Source organism: Streptococcus fermentans (assembly GCF_040888305.1).
Taxonomy (GTDB): domain Bacteria; phylum Bacillota; class Bacilli; order Lactobacillales; family Streptococcaceae; genus Streptococcus; species Streptococcus fermentans.
Map to the genome: position 1 here is coordinate 45,285 of NZ_JBFNFG010000006.1, position 16,083 is coordinate 61,367.

Here is a 16,083-nt window from a genome sequence, read left to right on the forward strand (position 1 = left end):
AAAAAATGAGTTACGAACAAGAATTTATGAAGGAATTTGAAGCCTGGGTCAATACCCAGATCATGATTAATGATATGGCGCTCAAGGAAAGCCAAAAAGTCTATGAAGAAGACCAAGATGAGCGTGCTAAAGATGCCATGATTCGCTATGAAAGCCGCTTGGATGCCTACCAGTTCTTGCTAGGCAAATTTGAAAATTTTAAGGCAGGCAAGGATTTCCATGATTTACCAGAAGGTTTATTTGGTGAGAGAAACTATTAAGTTTTCAATATTGGTAAAGGGGAGTGGGACTCCCTTTTTCATTGTTCCTTGAGCCTTTTTGTGTTACAATGTTAGCATGAAAACGAAAAATATTATTAAAACAGGTTTAGTCGTGGTAGGGCTTGGAGCTCTTGCTTTTGGTGCTAAGAAAGTCGCTGATGATCACAAACTCATGAAGAACCAGGAAGAGTTGACAGCTATTGTGCGAGACTACTTTTCAGAAATGGGTGAGATTGGAACTCTCTATGTCCAAGTGTACGAAAGTAGCTTAGAACGTCTTGTTGGTGGTGTTATTTTTGAAGATGGTCGTCACTATACCTTTGTCTACGAAGATGAAGATCTCATCTACGAGGAGGAAGTCTTATGATTTCTCCTAAGAGTATAGAAGAATTAGCAAATCTAGTAGAACAGGATGGCAAGAAGGTCCTCCTTTTTGTTGCGGATTGGTGTGGCGATTGTCGCTATATCTATCCAGCTCTGCCAGAGATTGAAGAGACCAATCCAGAGTTTACCTTTATACGAGTAGACCGTGATGAGTACATGGACTTAGCCAAACTTTGGGATGTTTACGGAATTCCAAGTCTTGTTGTTTTAGACAAGGACAAGGAGATTGGACGCTTTGTCAATCGTGACCGTAAAACCAAGGCACAAATTAACGACTTTTTAGCAGGATTAAAATAGGAGAAAAGAAAGAATGATTTTTACATATAACAAAGAACATGTCGGTGATGTCCTTATGGTCATCGTGAAAAACAGTGGCGATGCTAAACTAGATGTTGAACGTAAAGGCAATGTGGCGCGTGTTTTCCTGAAGGAAACAGGTGAAACTGTTGCTTGGAATATTTTTGAAGTTTCTAGCTTATTCGAAATTGAGGAACGTGGCCAAGTATTCTTGACAGACGACCAAGTAGCTCGTTTGAACCAAGAATTGCAAGCTCAAGATTTTACCGAAGAGATTATCAATGACAAGGAACCGAAATTTGTGGTTGGAGAAATTGTAGAGATGGTGGCACATCCAGATAGTGATCACTTGAACATCTGTCAAGTTGCTGTTGGAAATGAAAAGACAGTGCAAATCGTGGCAGGTGCTCCAAATGCGCGTCTTGGTTTAAAAACCATTGTAGCTCTTCCAGGAGCTATGATGCCAAAAGGCAATCTCATTTTCCCAGGGGAACTTCGTGGGGAAAAGAGCTTTGGGATGATGTGTAGTCCTCGTGAATTGCATTTGCCAAATGCTCCACAAAAACGTGGTGTCATTGAACTGTCAGACGACCAAGTTGTTGGGACTCCGTTCGATCCAGCAAAACACTGGACAGCTTAATCCGTAACAGTTATCTATGCTGTTCGCTTGAGGGAAAATAAGATGGCAAAAAATGTTGTGATAACAGGTGCAACATCAGGTATTGGTGAAGCTATTGCGCGTGCCTATCTAGAAAAAGGTGAGAATATCGTTCTCACAGGGCGTCGAAGAGAAAGACTTGAAGCTCTCAAAACTGAGTTCGCAGAAGCTTTTCCAAATCAAAAAGTTTGGACCTTTCTTTTAGATGTTACGGATATGAGCATGGTTAAGACTGTCTGTTCAGATATTCTAAAAACTGTGGGTCAGATTGATATATTGGTCAATAACGCTGGACTTGCTTTAGGCTTAGCTCCCTATCAGGACTATGAAGAGTTGGATATGCTGACCATGCTGGATACCAATGTCAAGGGCTTGATGGCAGTCACTCGTTGTCTCTTGCCTTCTATGGTGACTGCAAATCAAGGTCATATCATTAATATGGGTTCAACCGCAGGTATTTACGCCTACGCTGGTGCAGCAGTCTATTCAGCAACCAAGGCTGCAGTCAAGACCTTTTCGAATGGACTACGGATTGATACCATTGCGACTGATATCAAGGTGACAACCATTCAGCCTGGTATTGTAGAGACTGACTTTTCTAAGGTCCGTTTCCATGGAGATGAGGAACGGGCGTCGACGGTCTATCAGGGACTCGAAGCCTTGCAGGCACAAGATATCGCAGATGCTGTGGTTTATGTGACCAGCCAACCTCGTCGTGTGCAAATCACAGATATGACCATCATGGCCAATCAACAAGCAACTGGATTTATGATTCATAGAGACTAACATTATTTTAAAAAAGTTACAAATTTTGTAACTTTTTTCTTTTTCCTTCGAATAGATAAGTAGGAGGATGAAAAAATGTATAATAAAGTTATTATGATCGGACGTTTGACGTCTACACCAGAGTTGCACAAAACCAACAATGATAAGTCTGTTGCACGAGCAACTATCGCAGTGAATCGCCGTTATAAAGATCAAAATGGGGAACGTGAAGCTGACTTCATTAATATTGTAGTCTGGGGCAAACTTGCTGAAACCTTGGCTAGTTATGGAAGCAAGGGTAGTCTCATTTCTGTGGATGGGGAACTTCGTACCCGTAAGTTTGAGAAGAATGGCCAGACCAACTATGTAACAGAAGTTCTCTGTACAGGTTTCCAACTCTTAGAAAGCCGTGCCCAACGTGCTATGCGTGAAAATAATGCAGGACAAGACTTAGCAGATTTGGTCTTGGAAGAAGAGGAACTTCCATTTTAATATCAATCAAATAGAAGAGCTGGTTCGCCTATAGACCAGCTTTTTCTATTATTTTTGTGCTATTGTTCGGAAATTAATTCTTAAATAGGTCAAATAAATGCACTTGTACAATAAAATCAAGCACTTTTTTTGAAAAAGTAGTAGAATAAAGTAATATATATTCAAAATTTTCAGAAAAGGAATGAAATTTGACGAAAAATAAAGAGAAAATAGAATTGTTGAAATGGCTGATAAAGCGTCTATTACTGCTGATTCCAGTGGTCTGTGTTCTCTTATGGGTTTTCGGCCGTTGTCAAACAAGTGGCATCAAGGATCAGACTAAAATTGGTGTCACCTATATGACCATGAACAATGGGTTCTATAAAAGTATTCATTCGGAAATTAGTCGAATTGCCGATGAAAGAGGAGCTCTTGTTTATGTCCGAGATCCAGAATTGGACGAAGAAAGACAGAGCCAACAGATTGATGATTTTTGTGCTCAAAAAGTTGATATGATAGTGATCAATCCGGTCAAGGGGGATAGCCAGTCAATTTTAACTGCTCTTGAAAAAGCTAGAAAACAAGGAATTAAAATCATTGCGGTCGATACCCAACTGAAGAATTTTAAGCCAGATGCAAGTATTGTATCCGATAACTACCAAGCGGGAGTATTGATTGCTAAAGAGTTGATGAAACGTTCTTCTAGTGCTCGGGTCCTCCTTTTGGAACATAAGGGGACTGTTTCAGCAGATACGCGGATTCAGGGCTTTAAAGACACTATTGAGGGGCACAGTTCTTATCAGATTGTATCGGAACTGGAAACCAAGGGGCAAACGGAAATCGCCATGCCGGCTGTCCAGAATTTTTTACAATCAGGGGTTGAAATTGATACCTTGGTTGCCTTAAATGATCGCTCAGCTATAGGAGCTCTGGCTGCAATTAAGGAGCAAGGAATAACTTACCCCGTTGCGATTTATGGAATCGATGGTTCACCAGATATGAAATCTTTGTTGCACTCGACGGATGATGTTGTGGGGACCGTTGCTCAGTCCCCTTTGAAGATGGGAGACCGCGTGATGGAGGTTATTCAAGATATTGTTGAAGGGAAGAGCTATACCAAAGAGGTGAGCATTCCAGTTGAAATGATGACAAAGGAAAACATTGATCAGTTTGATGTGAATGGGTGGCAGTAATGAGAAAGTTTAGAGGTGTTCGATACAGTTTGGCCATTCTTATGGTCGTCAATTTTATCGCTGTTATGCTAAACAGTATCATCTATCTTCAAGCAACCAACTATATCATAGCTCAACGCCAAGCCTCTCTATTATTAGAGCGTCTAGAGCGTATTCCCTTTGCTCCATCTACGACTTTTTGGTTGTCTGCAGTTTTGTTTGCTGGGATTGCTTTGATATCGATGAGTCGATATCTGCCTCAAACGAGTCGATGGTCTATTTTTGATAAGAGGAATATTCTGGAGATTCTCCTGATGCTGCTTCTGATGTGGGTTCAAAATGTAGCTTATAACGGGCTCATTCTCTTGGTTTTTGCGGATATCTTCTATGGTTCCAAAGAGTTGAATACCAAGAGAGATCGGAAGTATTGGTTTGCCTTTATCCTAGTGAGCTTCTTGATGCTCCTTGTGACAAATTCAGATGTCTTTTCGCTTTTCTTCCCGATTCCGTCCTTAGATGTCTATATTCATTTTTATCCTGAATCTATTCGCATTCTGGCCTTTTTCTTAAAGAATTCCCTTTATGCCTCGAATATGGTATTCTTCATTATTTCACTTTTGTTTTATATTATGAACGTCCTTGCGGAGAACCACGAAGTAGAGGAAGAATTGGCCATGGTGTCCAAGGTTAATACGGAGTTGAACAATTATATGGCCTTGTCTGAGAAGATTGCAGAGGATCGGGAGCGTAAGCGGATTGCTCGTGAGATTCATGATACTCTGGGGCACGCACTAACAGGCATCTCAGCAGGTTTAGATGCTGTTGGGGTCTTGATCGATATCGATCCAAATCGGGCAAAAGAGCAGGTGAAAAACGTATCAGAAGTGGTCCGTGAAGGAATCCAAGATGTGAGAGGTTCTCTTAATCGTCTTCGTCCGGGAGCCCTTGAGGGACGAACTCTCAAAGATGCTTTAGAAAAGACCATCCGCGAGTATCAAATTCTTTCCAACTTACAAGTTGATCTAAACTATGAATGGGTAGATGTCGATATGGATGTCATGATTGAAGATACGATCTTTCGTGTGATTCAAGAGTCTATGACCAATGCGGTTCGCCACGGTCACGCCAGCCAACTAAAACTCCATTTTTTTGAGGATAAAGAGAATTATTTGATCGCTTTGCAAGATAATGGAGTTGGGTTTAAAACCTTAACTTATGGTTATGGACTCAAACAGATGATGGAGCGTATTTCAATTCTAGGAGGTCAGCTTCAATTTGAAAGTCGCGATGGATTTTTCACACGTGTCAGTTTACCAAAATATAAAGAAGGGAGATAAGATATGGTGATTAAAGTAATGGTGGCAGATGACCAAGCCTTGATTCGAGAATCTTTGAAAATTATTTTGTCGGCTCACTCCGACATCGAAGTAGTAGCTACAGTGGAAGATGGGAATCATGTCTTGTCCAGTATTCCACAGACGCATCCTGATCTGATCCTGATGGATATTCGGATGCCAGGCATGGATGGGGTTTTGGCTACAAAAGAAGTAAAAGAACACTATCCGGATATCAAAATTATTATTTTAACAACTTTTGACGATGATGAATTTATCTATAGTGCACTCAAGTATGGTGCTTCAGGATATCTCTTAAAGGGAGCCTCTACAGAAGAGCTCTATGAGGCTATTAAGGTGGTGCATCAAGGTGGAGCTATGATCAATCCCAATATCGCAAGTAAGGTCTTTCAGATCTTCTCTCAAATGGCCAAATCGAATTTCTCTATTGCTGTGGATGAGGACAACGTCAAGGATTTGAGCACGACAGAATGGCGAATTATTCAAGAAGTCGGCTATGGCGAGTCAAACAAAGAAATTGCTGCCAAACTTTTCTTGTCAGAAGGAACTGTGCGCAATTACTTATCAACGATTTTGGCGAAATTAAACCTAAGAGATCGAACGCAATTAGCAATTTGGTCAGTTCAAACAGGAGTGACTAGACGCGATTTTTCAAAAGGAAATACGGAATGAAATTAAACCGAAAGCATCTTTGTTGGGGAATCGTTCTCCTTTTTGTGCTCTCTTTGAGTACTGGTTTTTATTGGTGGAAACAACAACCGATCGTGCTCCATATAGGCGTTTATGCAGGATCTAGTTGGGATGTACCGACCAGTCAACGCTCCCATGCTTTGGATCTTGCGATTCAAAAATTTGAAAAGTCCCATCCTAATGTCCGTGTGGAATATGAAAATGGGATTCCACAGTCGGATTATTCAGACTGGCTCTCAGAAAAGATTGTTTCAGGAAAGACGCCGGATGTGTTTATGGTTTCTGAGCAAGATCTGTCCTTATTGGCGGCACGTGGCGTTCTAGAAAAGTTAAATGGCTATATGAATCATGAAGACCAAGCTGCTTTTTATCCTGTTGCATTTGAATCAGGTGTCTATCAGGGGCAATCCTATGCCTTACCTTATGAAAGTAATCCTATTTTGATGTGTGTCAATAAAGATTTGCTGGATAAAGAAGGCATTGAGGTTCCCAAGGAAGGTTGGAGCTTGGAAGAGTTCTATACAATTTGTAAAAAACTAACCAAAGATACCAATGGAGATGGTCAATTGGATCAGTTTGGGAGTACAGAATATACCTGGAAAGAAGCTTTGGCAGCAAATGGGGGTAGTCTCTTTCAAGGTGGGATGCTTAAACTTACGGCTCCAGAAGTCAAAGAATCATTGACTTTTCTGCAAAAATTGGAAGACCTGAATAAGAACTACAAGGTGAGTTACAAAGATTTTGACCAGGGGAAAGTCGCTTTTTATCCCATGACTTTGGCTCAATATAGAACCTATAAACCTTATCCTTACCACGTTTATAAATATTCAAACTTTACCTGGACCTGTATCCCTATGCCTGCTAAGTCAAAAACTACAAAGGCGACTTTGGTTACGACGACTTCTTTTGCCATGTCTGCTCGGACTCCTCATTCCAAGTTAGTTTGGGAATTGATGCAATTGTTGACAGAAGATCCAGAAATTCAACAACTCCTCTTTGCTCAATCTCAAGGGATTTCCGTTATGCCACAGGTGGTACAAAGTCAATCTAGTAAAGATCTTCTACAGGTAGATGATTTTGGCACGGATTCCTTGACCAATCAGACCTTGAATCGTATCATGGAACAAGCTGTTGAAAGTAGTCCCAAGAATGTCTCTAAAGAAATGTTGGAAAAGCTGGACTACTTGATTGGCAATGCTTTGCGCTATCAAGATGTCGAGAACCGCTTGCCTCAAATTCAGAGGGAAATTGAAAGTAGTCTTCAGGTAGGAGTTTAAAAAAATAAGATGACATTGTGTCAAGTGACAGATGTCATTTTTTTGTTGCTAAATGTCATGTTTATAATGTGACATTTGACAATGTAAAAACGCTTCCAAATATTCTACAATAGAGTCAAATAAAGGAGGTGTAGCAAAATGAAATATCTCATTTTAGTCAGTCATGGTGGATTGGCAGAAGGACTAAAAACATCGCTAGCTATGTTTGCTGGTGACAAGATGAATCAGGTCATCGCAGTTGGACTTAAAGAAGGAAAATCGGTCGATGACTTTGCAGTTGATTTTAGAGAGAGCATTTCAGAATTGACAGCAGATGATTCTGTGCTAGTCTTAGCAGATATTGTAGGTGGTAGTCCATTAACTACGGCAGCCACTGTCCTAGAAGAAGCTGGAAAGCTAGATGGAGCTTTGATTCTTGGTGGGATGAACCTGACCATGGCCCTGACAGCAGTTGTGATGAAGGATGTGTTGGATGGAGACGATTTGTCAGCAACTATCTTATCAGAAGCACAATCTGCACTACAACCTTTTGAAGTTTCAGCCACTAGTGCTGAAGAAGATGATGACGATATTTAATAGGGAGGTACCTTATGGTAGTAACATTTGTACGGATTGATGACCGCATGATTCACGGTCAAACAGTCACACGCTGGGCAAAAGAAAAACCATGTGATGGTTTGATTGCCGTAAACGATGCAGCAGCATCAAACAAGGTTTTGATCCAAGCTTACAAAGGCGCATCAGACAAGAAAACCTTTGTATGGACAAAAGAAGCCTTTAAAGAAAAGTCAGCAAAAGTAACGGAATCTGACAGTCGGTACTTCTTGATTACCAAAAACCCAATCGATATGAAGGAAATTTTGGTGGATCAAGGTTTTGTCCCAGGTGATGTTAAAGAAATCATCGTTGGCCCTGCAAATGATCGTCCTGGTGCTGTGAAATTGGGCAATAATCAATCCATCACTCAGGAAGAAGCAGAAGCCTTTCAGGCTATTCAGGCAGCAGGTTACAAGGTTAAATTCCAATTGTTGCCGGATGTTTCAATTGGTTACTGGGACGATTTCAAATCTAAATTTGGTTTTTAAACCTAACAGTTTTATTAGTTAGGTAAATAAATTTACAAACATAAGGAGCGTTTGTTATGACAATTTCATGGATTCAAGCAATCTTGCTTGCTGTTTTCGCCAGCTTGTCTTCAATGCCTGGTATGGGAGGTTCCAGTATCGGGAACTATACACTCGGTCGTCCCTTGATCGGTGGGTTGATTTCAGGTTTAATTCTTGGAGATGTGACAACCGGTATTATGGTCGGGGTTGCCCTTCAAGTCGTTTATATCGCCTTGGTAACACCTGGTGGAACCGTATCTGCTGATGTTCGTGCAATCTCTTATATCGGTGTTCCTCTTGCTATCTTGTTTGTGCATGCAAATCACATCACAGACGAAGCTGGAATTGCAGCAGCTGCAGCCCCAATCGGTGCGGCCGTTGGGACAATCGGTACTGTTCTTTTCTACGGTACAGCTACAATGAACTTGCTTTGGCAACACATTGGTTGGAAAGCTGTTGAAGAAGGAAACTTTAAAAAACTCTACGCAGTTGACTGGATTTATCCTTGGATCTCTCACTTCCTCTTCTCTTTCCTTCCAACTATGATTATCACTAAATATGGTGAAAACATGGTTGATTTGATGAAACTTTACCTTCCTATGGATGGTTTCTGGATGAAAGCCCTCTTTACAGTTGGAGCCCTTCTCCCATGTGTCGGTATTGCTATCTTGTTGAAACAAATTGTTACAAAAGCAACTGACTTCATTCCATTCTTTGTTGGATTTACCTTGGCTAAATCTCTAGGATTGAACTTGGTAGCTAGTGCAGTTGTTTCATTGATCTTTGCAGTAATCTACTATGAACTTGAAGTAATCAAATCTATGAAAGCTGCTCCAGCTGGGGTTGTTTACGTAGACGATGATGAGGAGGATATTTAAAATGGCTGATAGAAAGAAAATTTCAAAGAAAACATTAGCAAAAGCATTTCATCATTGGTATTATGGTCATTTGACTTGTTTCTCTCAAGAACACATGCAAACCTTCGGGTACTTGACTTCTATGCTTCCAATCGTAGAAGAAATGTATGATACAAAAGAAGAACAAAAAGATGCTATGCAAACCTATACTGCCTTCTTCAATACTGAACCACAACTTGGCTCTCTCGTTGTAGGGATTACGGCTGGTTTGGAAGAAGCGCGTGCAAATGGAGATGCAGTAGATGGTGAAACCATCAATGGTATGCGTGCCGGTTTGATGGGTCCAATCGCTGGTATCGGTGACTCATTGGTCGTTGGGACCTTGATTCCAGTTCTTTTGGGGATTGCCCTCGGTCTCTCTAAAGGTGGTAACATCGCTGGTGCTATCTTCTACATCGTCGTATGGAACCTCTTAGTATACTTTGGTATGCGCTTTGCCTTCTTCAAAGGATATCAATTGGGGGATAAAGCCGTTGAATTTCTAGTAGGACCAAAAGGACAAGCTCTTCGTAAAGCGATTAGCGTTGTTGGTGGTATGGTTATCGGTGCGGTAGCAGCAACTTGGGTATCTGTTACAACAGCCCTTCAATTCGAGAATTCTGAAGGAAAAGTCTTCTTAAATATCCAAGAAAAGATTGATGGTGTTTATCCAGGTCTCTTGACAGCAACTTTCATCACTATTTGCTGGTGGTTAATGTCTAAGAAAAAAGTTTCACCAAACAAAGTAATGTTGCTTCTAGTTGTTGTCGCTTTGGTTGGTGTTGCTCTAGGTATCTTTGACCCGCATCTTAATTACTAAGCTAAAGAAAAGCACATATTTACTAGTAGAAAATTTTGAGAATGAAGTAGACCAACCTCCTTCTCTTACCCTTCATTCTCAATTTTTGTCAGGAGGATCCTCATGGTTACAAAACAAGAACTTGTTAATGGATATGAAACAGAAATTAAGTATCAACGTCATATGATTGAAAATCTTGGCCGTTGGTTTAGCTTACTCTTTATCATTACCAGTGTAGGTATGGTCTTGATTTATCTCTTTCATAATAGCTTACTCCCAATCTTAATTTTCGGAATTTTACTTGCCTTAGTTGGAATATTGGGAATGGTGGTTTTTGGATATGGTATTTATCGAGGACGGATCAATCTCCAAAAAGTCGTCGATGATTTTAATCGAAAGTTAATAATTCTAAAGTGATCTTTAAGGAACATCTCATTCATTTTGAGGTGTTTTTTTCTTGACTATTTCTGACTAAGTGATACAATAGAACTATGGTTTAGCACTCGTTAGTAAAGAGTGCTAACAATATGATTATGTTATGGAGGAAAACAGATGTTGAAACCATTAGGAGACCGCGTGGTCTTGAAAATTGAAGAAAAAGAACAAACTGTTGGAGGCTTTGTCCTTGCAGGATCAGCTCAAGAAAAAACAAAAACAGCTAAAGTAGTGGCTACAGGACAAGGTGTTCGTACCTTGAGCGGTGAACTAGTTGCTCCAAGTGTAAAAGTTGGAGATCAAGTTTTAGTCGAAGCTCATGCAGGTATCGAGGTCAAAGATGGCGATGAAAAATATGTCATCGTTGGTGAAGCTAGCATTTTAGCAATCGTGGAAGAATAAGAGGAGGAAGTAAGTATGGCAAAAGACATTAAATTTTCATCAGATGCTCGTTCAGCTATGGTACGTGGTGTTGATATCCTAGCTGATACAGTTAAAGTAACCTTGGGGCCTAAAGGCCGTAATGTTGTTCTTGAAAAATCATTCGGCTCACCATTGATTACCAATGATGGTGTAACAATCGCTAAAGAAATCGAACTAGAAGACCATTTTGAAAATATGGGTGCCAAATTGGTGTCAGAAGTGGCTTCTAAAACCAATGATATCGCTGGTGACGGGACAACTACTGCAACAGTATTGACCCAAGCTATTGTTCGTGAAGGGATCAAAAACGTTACGGCTGGCGCAAACCCAATCGGTATCCGTCGTGGAATTGAAGCAGCGGTTGCTACAGCTGTAGAAGCCTTGAAGAACAATGCTATTCCTGTCGCAAACAAAGAAGCTATCGCGCAGGTTGCTGCTGTCTCATCTCGTTCTGAAAAAGTAGGTGAGTACATCTCTGAAGCCATGGAAAAAGTTGGTAAGGATGGAGTCATCACCATTGAAGAATCACGTGGGATGGAAACAGAGCTTGAAGTTGTAGAAGGAATGCAATTTGACCGTGGTTATCTATCACAGTACATGGTCACTGACAATGAAAAAATGGTTGCAGACCTTGAAAATCCATACATTTTGATTACAGATAAGAAGATTTCAAATATCCAAGAAATCTTGCCACTTCTAGAAAGCATTCTTCAAAGCAGTCGTCCCCTCTTGATTATTGCAGATGATGTTGACGGTGAAGCCCTCCCAACGCTTGTCTTGAATAAGATTCGTGGAACTTTCAACGTAGTTGCTGTTAAGGCACCAGGATTCGGTGACCGTCGTAAGGCTATGCTGGAAGATATCGCGATTTTGACAGGCGGAACTGTTATCACAGAGGATCTTGGTCTTGAATTGAAAGATGCTACCATTGAAGCGCTTGGTCAAGCAGCTAAAGTGTCTGTTGATAAAGATAGTACAGTCATTGTAGAAGGTGCAGGTAATCCTGAAGCAATTGCTAACCGTGTTGCTGTCATCAAATCACAAATTGAAACAACAACTTCAGAATTTGACCGTGAAAAACTCCAAGAACGCTTGGCTAAGTTGTCAGGTGGGGTAGCAGTTATCAAGGTCGGAGCTGCGACTGAAACTGAGTTGAAAGAAATGAAACTCCGTATCGAAGATGCTCTTAACGCGACTCGCGCAGCTGTTGAAGAAGGAATCGTTGCAGGTGGTGGTACTGCCCTTGTTAATGTTATCTCTGCTGTTGCGACCTTGGAGTTAGAAGGTGATGAAGCAACAGGACGTAACATTGTTCTTCGTGCCTTGGAAGAACCTGTACGTCAAATCGCTTACAATGCAGGTTATGAAGGTTCAATTGTTATTGATCGTTTGAAAAATGCAGAGCTTGGAACAGGCTTCAATGCTGCAACAGGTGAATGGGTCAACATGATTGAAGCAGGAATTATCGATCCTGTTAAGGTTAGTCGTTCAGCCCTTCAGAACGCAGCTTCAGTAGCAAGTTTGATTCTAACGACAGAAGCAGTCGTAGCTAACAAGCCAGAACCAGCTGCACCAGCGCCAGCTATGGATCCATCTATGATGGGTGGCTACTAAGAAATAAATAAAAACAGGTAGAATGAAAGATTTCTACCTGTTTCTTTTGAATTACTCAAAAAGAGGAAGCACAGCCTCCTCTTTTTACATCTATTTAATTATGGTTTGATAACTTCAGCTCCACCCATGTATGGACGAAGAACTTCTGGAATGGTCACAGAACCATCTTCGTTTTGATAGTTTTCAAGGATAGCAGCGACTGTACGTCCGACAGCAAGTCCAGAACCATTCAAAGTATGAAGAAGTTTAACCTTACCATCGGATTCATCACGGTAACGGATTTGGGCACGACGAGCTTGGAAATCTTCTGTATTTGAACAGCTTGAGATTTCACGGTAGGTATTTTGCGCAGGGATCCATACTTCCAAGTCATAAGTCTTAGCAGCTGAGAAGCCCATGTCTCCTGTAGAAAGAGCAACCACACGGTATGGAAGGTTGAGTTTTTGAAGGATGTTTTCAGCGTTGGCTGTCATCTTTTCCAATTCTTCGTATGATTCTTCAGGTTTGGCAAATTTCACCATTTCTACCTTGTGGAATTGGTGTAAACGAATCAAACCACGAGTATCACGACCAGCTGAACCAGCTTCAGAACGGAATGATGGACTCATAGCAGTAAAGTAGATTGGCAAGTCTTTTCCATCAAGAATTTCATCACGGTAGTAGTTGGTCAGAGGAACTTCAGCAGTAGGAATGAGGACGTAGTTCGTATCTTTCAATTCAAACGTATCTTCTTTGAATTTTGGATATTGACCAGTACCGAACATAGAATCATGGTTAACCATGTAAGGTGTGATGACTTCAGTGTAACCTTCTTTTCCATGCTCATCCAACATGAAGTTGTAGATAGCACGTTCCAAACGAGCCCCAAGTCCTTTATAGAAGAGGAAGCGCGCTCCAGTTACCTTTCCACCACGTTCCCAGTCAAGAATACCAAGATCTTCACCTAGATCCCAGTGAGCTTTTGGTTCAAAGTCGAACTCGCGAGGAGTTCCCCAACGGCGAACTTCTACGTTATCATCTTCGTCTGCACCGATAGGCACGCTATCAGCTGGGATGTTTGGAAGAGTTGTGGTAAATTCTGTCAATTTAGCATCAATTTCTGCCAATTCTGCATCGAGTGCTTTTACCTCAGAAGATAGGGTTTGCATAGCTGCAATCTTGTCGTCTGCATTTTCCTTGTTACGTTTAGCTTGGGCAATCTCAGCAGAAACTGTGTTACGTTCAGCCTTGAGGGTTTCAACCTTAACCAAGATGTCACGTCGTTTGGCATCGATTTCTTTCATCTCGTTCAAGATAGCAGCATCTACACCACGTGTAGCTAGTTTTTCTGCGACAGCATCAAAGTCTGTACGAATACGTTTGATATCTAACATATAAACTCCTTTATGAAAAAAGCACACCTGACAAAGCGTTGGAGTGGCAGGGCCACGGTTCCATCCAACTTCACAGGTGTGCACTTGATTCTGTATTTGATTTAAAACAACGGTAGAATTTCAATTAAATCTTCTATCTGCTCGCAGCACCCGCAGACTTTCTGAAAGAAGGAAGTAACCTACTTATCCGTTTCTATGATTATACTAAACTTTCTATTTTTTTGCAAATAGATTTTTAATTTTTCGGCCAATGATTTGGACTAAGGTAGGAAGTTTGACTACCTTGTCATTTCCCAGTTTTTCACGAGCTATTTTAAGAATTTTTCCAGAGTCTTTTGAGGCGAAGAGGAATTTTCCTTGATCTGTAAAGATTTCAAAATGACGACTAACCTTGCGACCTGAAACATTGGCTCCAATTTGGTTAACGCTGGACCATGGGATTTGAATATAGTCCTCGACATTACGATCTGAGTAAAATTCTAGCGCATGATCTCCAACCAGAAATTTTCCAACCTTTCCTGTAATGGAGAGATAGGAAGTTCCAGTTGTTTGCAAGTCGACGACTTTGTTGAGGGATTGTGCCATACTTAATCTTCCTTATTTTCACCGAAAAATGCTTGGTAGAGTGCTTTAAGAGCGGCTTTTTCTTGGTCTTTATGGACAACAAACATGATAGAAACTTCACTAGAACCTTGCGACATCATTTGGATGTTAATGTTGTTTTCAGATAGGGCACGAGTGGCTGTAGCAGTTACCCCGATATGACGCTTCATTTTTTCCCCAACAATCATAATGATAGAAAGATCGTGTTCGATTTCAGCGTGGTCTACCTCTGCTTTTTGGACTAACTGACGAAGGATTTCTTCTTCCTTGATAGGAGTTAATTCTCGTGAACGTAGAATGATAGACAGGTCATCGATACCAGTTGGCATGTGTTCCCAACCAATATTAAGGTCCTCAAGAATTTGAAGAACTTTACGACCAAAACCGATTTCGCGATTCATCAGATACTTAGACATGTTGATGCTGACAAAGCCAGAATCACCAGCAATTCCAACTACAGGGAATTCATCACTACTGTGTTTCAGAACGATGCGAGTACCTGGATGATCTGGATTGTTGGTATTTTTAATGACAAGAGGAATTTTCCCACGGTAGGCTGGCAAGAGAGCTTCATCATGAAGGACTGAGAATCCAGCATAGGCCAATTCACGCATTTCACGATAGGTCAATTCAGGGATAGAGTGTGGCTTATGGATAATACCGGGATGGGCAGCAAAAATTCCGTCAACATCAGTAAAGTTCTCATAAAGGTCAGCTTTTACCCCTGCCGCGATGATAGAACCAGTGATATCTGACCCCCCACGTGAGAAGGTACAAATTTGGTCTTCTTTCGTAACACCGAAGAAACCAGGGATAACAAGAACTTCTGAACTATTATTGAGTTCTTCAATTTTGTCATAACTTGAAGGGATGATACGAGCATTTCCAGGCTCACTAGTAACTACAATTCCAGCTTCTCTTGGATGGACATAACGTGCTTCAATTCCGTTTTGATTGAAGAAAGCAGCAATTAGCTTGGCATTATTATTTTCCCCTGCAGCCAGGAAGGTATCATAGAGAAACTTATTATCTTCAATTGGAAGAGTAGCTAGAGAGCGAATGCTTTTTGAAATTTTGTCTAAAACGGCTGGTTTAAGACCTAATTCGCTAACCATAGCAGCATAGCGATCAATAATCCAGTTTTGGCTTTTGCTAATATCATTTCCAGCTACATAGTCGCGGTAGTATTTAATCAAGGCATCTGTCACCTTGGTATCTTCAGAATTGCGTTTACCAGGTGCAGATACAACCACAAAACGACGTTCTGGATCACTTTTGACAATATTTAAAACTTTTTCTAACTGACTAGCAGAGGCAAGCGAGCTTCCACCAAATTTAACAACCTTCATAAGAACTCCTAAAGTAAGTATTTTATACGATTATAGCAGAAAGAAGGGCTTTTTTCAATCTGGAAAATGTCCTATATAATTGTTTGAAAGTCTCATCAGGAAAGCTTATAATAAAGGTGTAGGAGGAAAGGCTCTTCTAACGAAAGGAGTTGGGGG

General features: G+C 40.8%; 20 protein-coding genes. 17 read left to right on the forward strand and 3 right to left on the reverse strand.

Annotated elements, in window-relative coordinates; genetic code table 11:
- The first annotated feature begins 5 nt into the window (after positions 1 to 5).
- From AB2B50_RS06670 to groL, 17 genes are all read left to right on the forward strand, one after another.
- Positions 6 to 260, forward strand: coding sequence for a DUF1912 family protein (locus AB2B50_RS06670; protein WP_320692805.1), 255 nt, complete (start codon positions 6 to 8; stop codon positions 258 to 260).
- A 76-nt stretch (positions 261 to 336) separates the two neighbouring features.
- Positions 337 to 627 carry a DUF4651 domain-containing protein gene (locus tag AB2B50_RS06675; RefSeq protein ID WP_049527035.1) on the forward strand — a complete coding sequence of 97 codons (291 nt, stop codon included), beginning with the start codon at positions 337 to 339 and terminating at the stop codon, positions 625 to 627.
- Positions 624 to 941, forward strand: a complete 318-nt coding sequence (locus AB2B50_RS06680; protein ID WP_320692804.1) for a thioredoxin family protein — start codon at positions 624 to 626, stop codon at positions 939 to 941. The genes AB2B50_RS06675 and AB2B50_RS06680 overlap by 4 nt, the downstream gene beginning before the upstream one ends.
- A gap of 13 nt (positions 942 to 954) precedes the next feature.
- Positions 955 to 1,581, forward strand: coding sequence for a YtpR family tRNA-binding protein (gene ytpR, locus AB2B50_RS06685; RefSeq protein WP_320692803.1), 627 nt, complete (start codon positions 955 to 957; stop codon positions 1,579 to 1,581).
- Positions 1,582 to 1,623: 42 nt separating this feature from the next.
- On the forward strand, positions 1,624 to 2,385 hold the full coding sequence (locus AB2B50_RS06690) for an SDR family NAD(P)-dependent oxidoreductase (protein WP_320692802.1): 762 nt from the start codon (positions 1,624 to 1,626) through the stop codon (positions 2,383 to 2,385).
- 75 nt (positions 2,386 to 2,460) lie between these two features.
- On the forward strand, positions 2,461 to 2,856 hold the full coding sequence (locus tag AB2B50_RS06695; protein WP_000282453.1) for a single-stranded DNA-binding protein: 396 nt from the start codon (positions 2,461 to 2,463) through the stop codon (positions 2,854 to 2,856).
- A 188-nt stretch (positions 2,857 to 3,044) separates the two neighbouring features.
- Positions 3,045 to 4,028: a substrate-binding domain-containing protein gene (locus AB2B50_RS06700; RefSeq protein WP_061862694.1), complete on the forward strand. Its 984-nt coding sequence runs from the start codon at positions 3,045 to 3,047 to the stop codon at positions 4,026 to 4,028.
- A complete protein-coding gene (locus AB2B50_RS06705) occupies positions 4,028 to 5,344 on the forward strand; it encodes a sensor histidine kinase (RefSeq protein ID WP_061862695.1) in 1,317 nt (438 codons plus the stop codon). The genes AB2B50_RS06700 and AB2B50_RS06705 overlap by 1 nt, the downstream gene beginning before the upstream one ends.
- Positions 5,345 to 5,350: 6 nt before the next feature.
- Positions 5,351 to 6,034 carry a response regulator transcription factor gene (locus tag AB2B50_RS06710; protein ID WP_006147185.1) on the forward strand — a complete coding sequence of 228 codons (684 nt, stop codon included), beginning with the start codon at positions 5,351 to 5,353 and terminating at the stop codon, positions 6,032 to 6,034.
- Positions 6,031 to 7,329 (forward strand): extracellular solute-binding protein, encoded by a 1,299-nt coding sequence (locus AB2B50_RS06715; protein ID WP_320692801.1) that lies wholly within the window; start codon positions 6,031 to 6,033, stop codon positions 7,327 to 7,329. The genes AB2B50_RS06710 and AB2B50_RS06715 overlap by 4 nt, the downstream gene beginning before the upstream one ends.
- A 138-nt stretch (positions 7,330 to 7,467) precedes the next feature.
- Positions 7,468 to 7,905 (forward strand): PTS sugar transporter subunit IIA, encoded by a 438-nt coding sequence (locus AB2B50_RS06720; RefSeq protein WP_214262372.1) that lies wholly within the window; start codon positions 7,468 to 7,470, stop codon positions 7,903 to 7,905.
- A 14-nt stretch (positions 7,906 to 7,919) separates the two neighbouring features.
- Positions 7,920 to 8,414, forward strand: a complete 495-nt coding sequence (locus tag AB2B50_RS06725) for a PTS sugar transporter subunit IIB (protein ID WP_000261775.1) — start codon at positions 7,920 to 7,922, stop codon at positions 8,412 to 8,414.
- A gap of 56 nt (positions 8,415 to 8,470) precedes the next feature.
- Positions 8,471 to 9,313, forward strand: coding sequence for a PTS mannose/fructose/sorbose/N-acetylgalactosamine transporter subunit IIC (locus AB2B50_RS06730; protein WP_061862698.1), 843 nt, complete (start codon positions 8,471 to 8,473; stop codon positions 9,311 to 9,313).
- Positions 9,297 to 10,151, forward strand: a complete 855-nt coding sequence (locus AB2B50_RS06735) for a PTS system mannose/fructose/sorbose family transporter subunit IID (protein ID WP_033586897.1) — start codon at positions 9,297 to 9,299, stop codon at positions 10,149 to 10,151. Before AB2B50_RS06730 ends, AB2B50_RS06735 begins: the two co-directional genes overlap by 17 nt.
- Before the next feature lie 102 nt (positions 10,152 to 10,253).
- The gene (locus AB2B50_RS06740; RefSeq protein ID WP_155458651.1) at positions 10,254 to 10,547 is read left to right on the forward strand and encodes a DUF202 domain-containing protein; all 294 of its coding nucleotides are present in this window, start codon (positions 10,254 to 10,256) and stop codon (positions 10,545 to 10,547) included.
- 135 nt (positions 10,548 to 10,682) lie between these two features.
- Positions 10,683 to 10,967: a co-chaperone GroES gene (gene groES / locus AB2B50_RS06745; RefSeq protein ID WP_320692800.1), complete on the forward strand. Its 285-nt coding sequence runs from the start codon at positions 10,683 to 10,685 to the stop codon at positions 10,965 to 10,967.
- 15 nt (positions 10,968 to 10,982) lie between these two features.
- Complete coding sequence (groL, locus tag AB2B50_RS06750; protein WP_320692799.1) at positions 10,983 to 12,602, forward strand: chaperonin GroEL; 1,620 nt, start codon at positions 10,983 to 10,985, stop codon at positions 12,600 to 12,602.
- A 98-nt stretch (positions 12,603 to 12,700) separates the two neighbouring features.
- On the opposite strand, the gene serS is transcribed toward groL, so the two are convergent.
- The 3 genes from serS to AB2B50_RS06765 all read right to left on the reverse strand — a co-directional run bounded on the left by serS (position 12,701) and on the right by AB2B50_RS06765 (position 15,927).
- Positions 12,701 to 13,975, reverse strand: a complete 1,275-nt coding sequence (gene serS, locus AB2B50_RS06755) for a serine--tRNA ligase (RefSeq protein ID WP_320692798.1) — start codon at positions 13,973 to 13,975, stop codon at positions 12,701 to 12,703.
- Positions 13,976 to 14,188: 213 nt separating this feature from the next.
- Positions 14,189 to 14,560: a DUF956 family protein gene (locus tag AB2B50_RS06760; protein ID WP_153225089.1), complete on the reverse strand. Its 372-nt coding sequence runs from the start codon at positions 14,558 to 14,560 to the stop codon at positions 14,189 to 14,191.
- Positions 14,561 to 14,562: 2 nt separating this feature from the next.
- Positions 14,563 to 15,927: an aspartate kinase gene (locus AB2B50_RS06765; protein WP_320692797.1), complete on the reverse strand. Its 1,365-nt coding sequence runs from the start codon at positions 15,925 to 15,927 to the stop codon at positions 14,563 to 14,565.
- Positions 15,928 to 16,083: the final 156 nt, after the last annotated feature.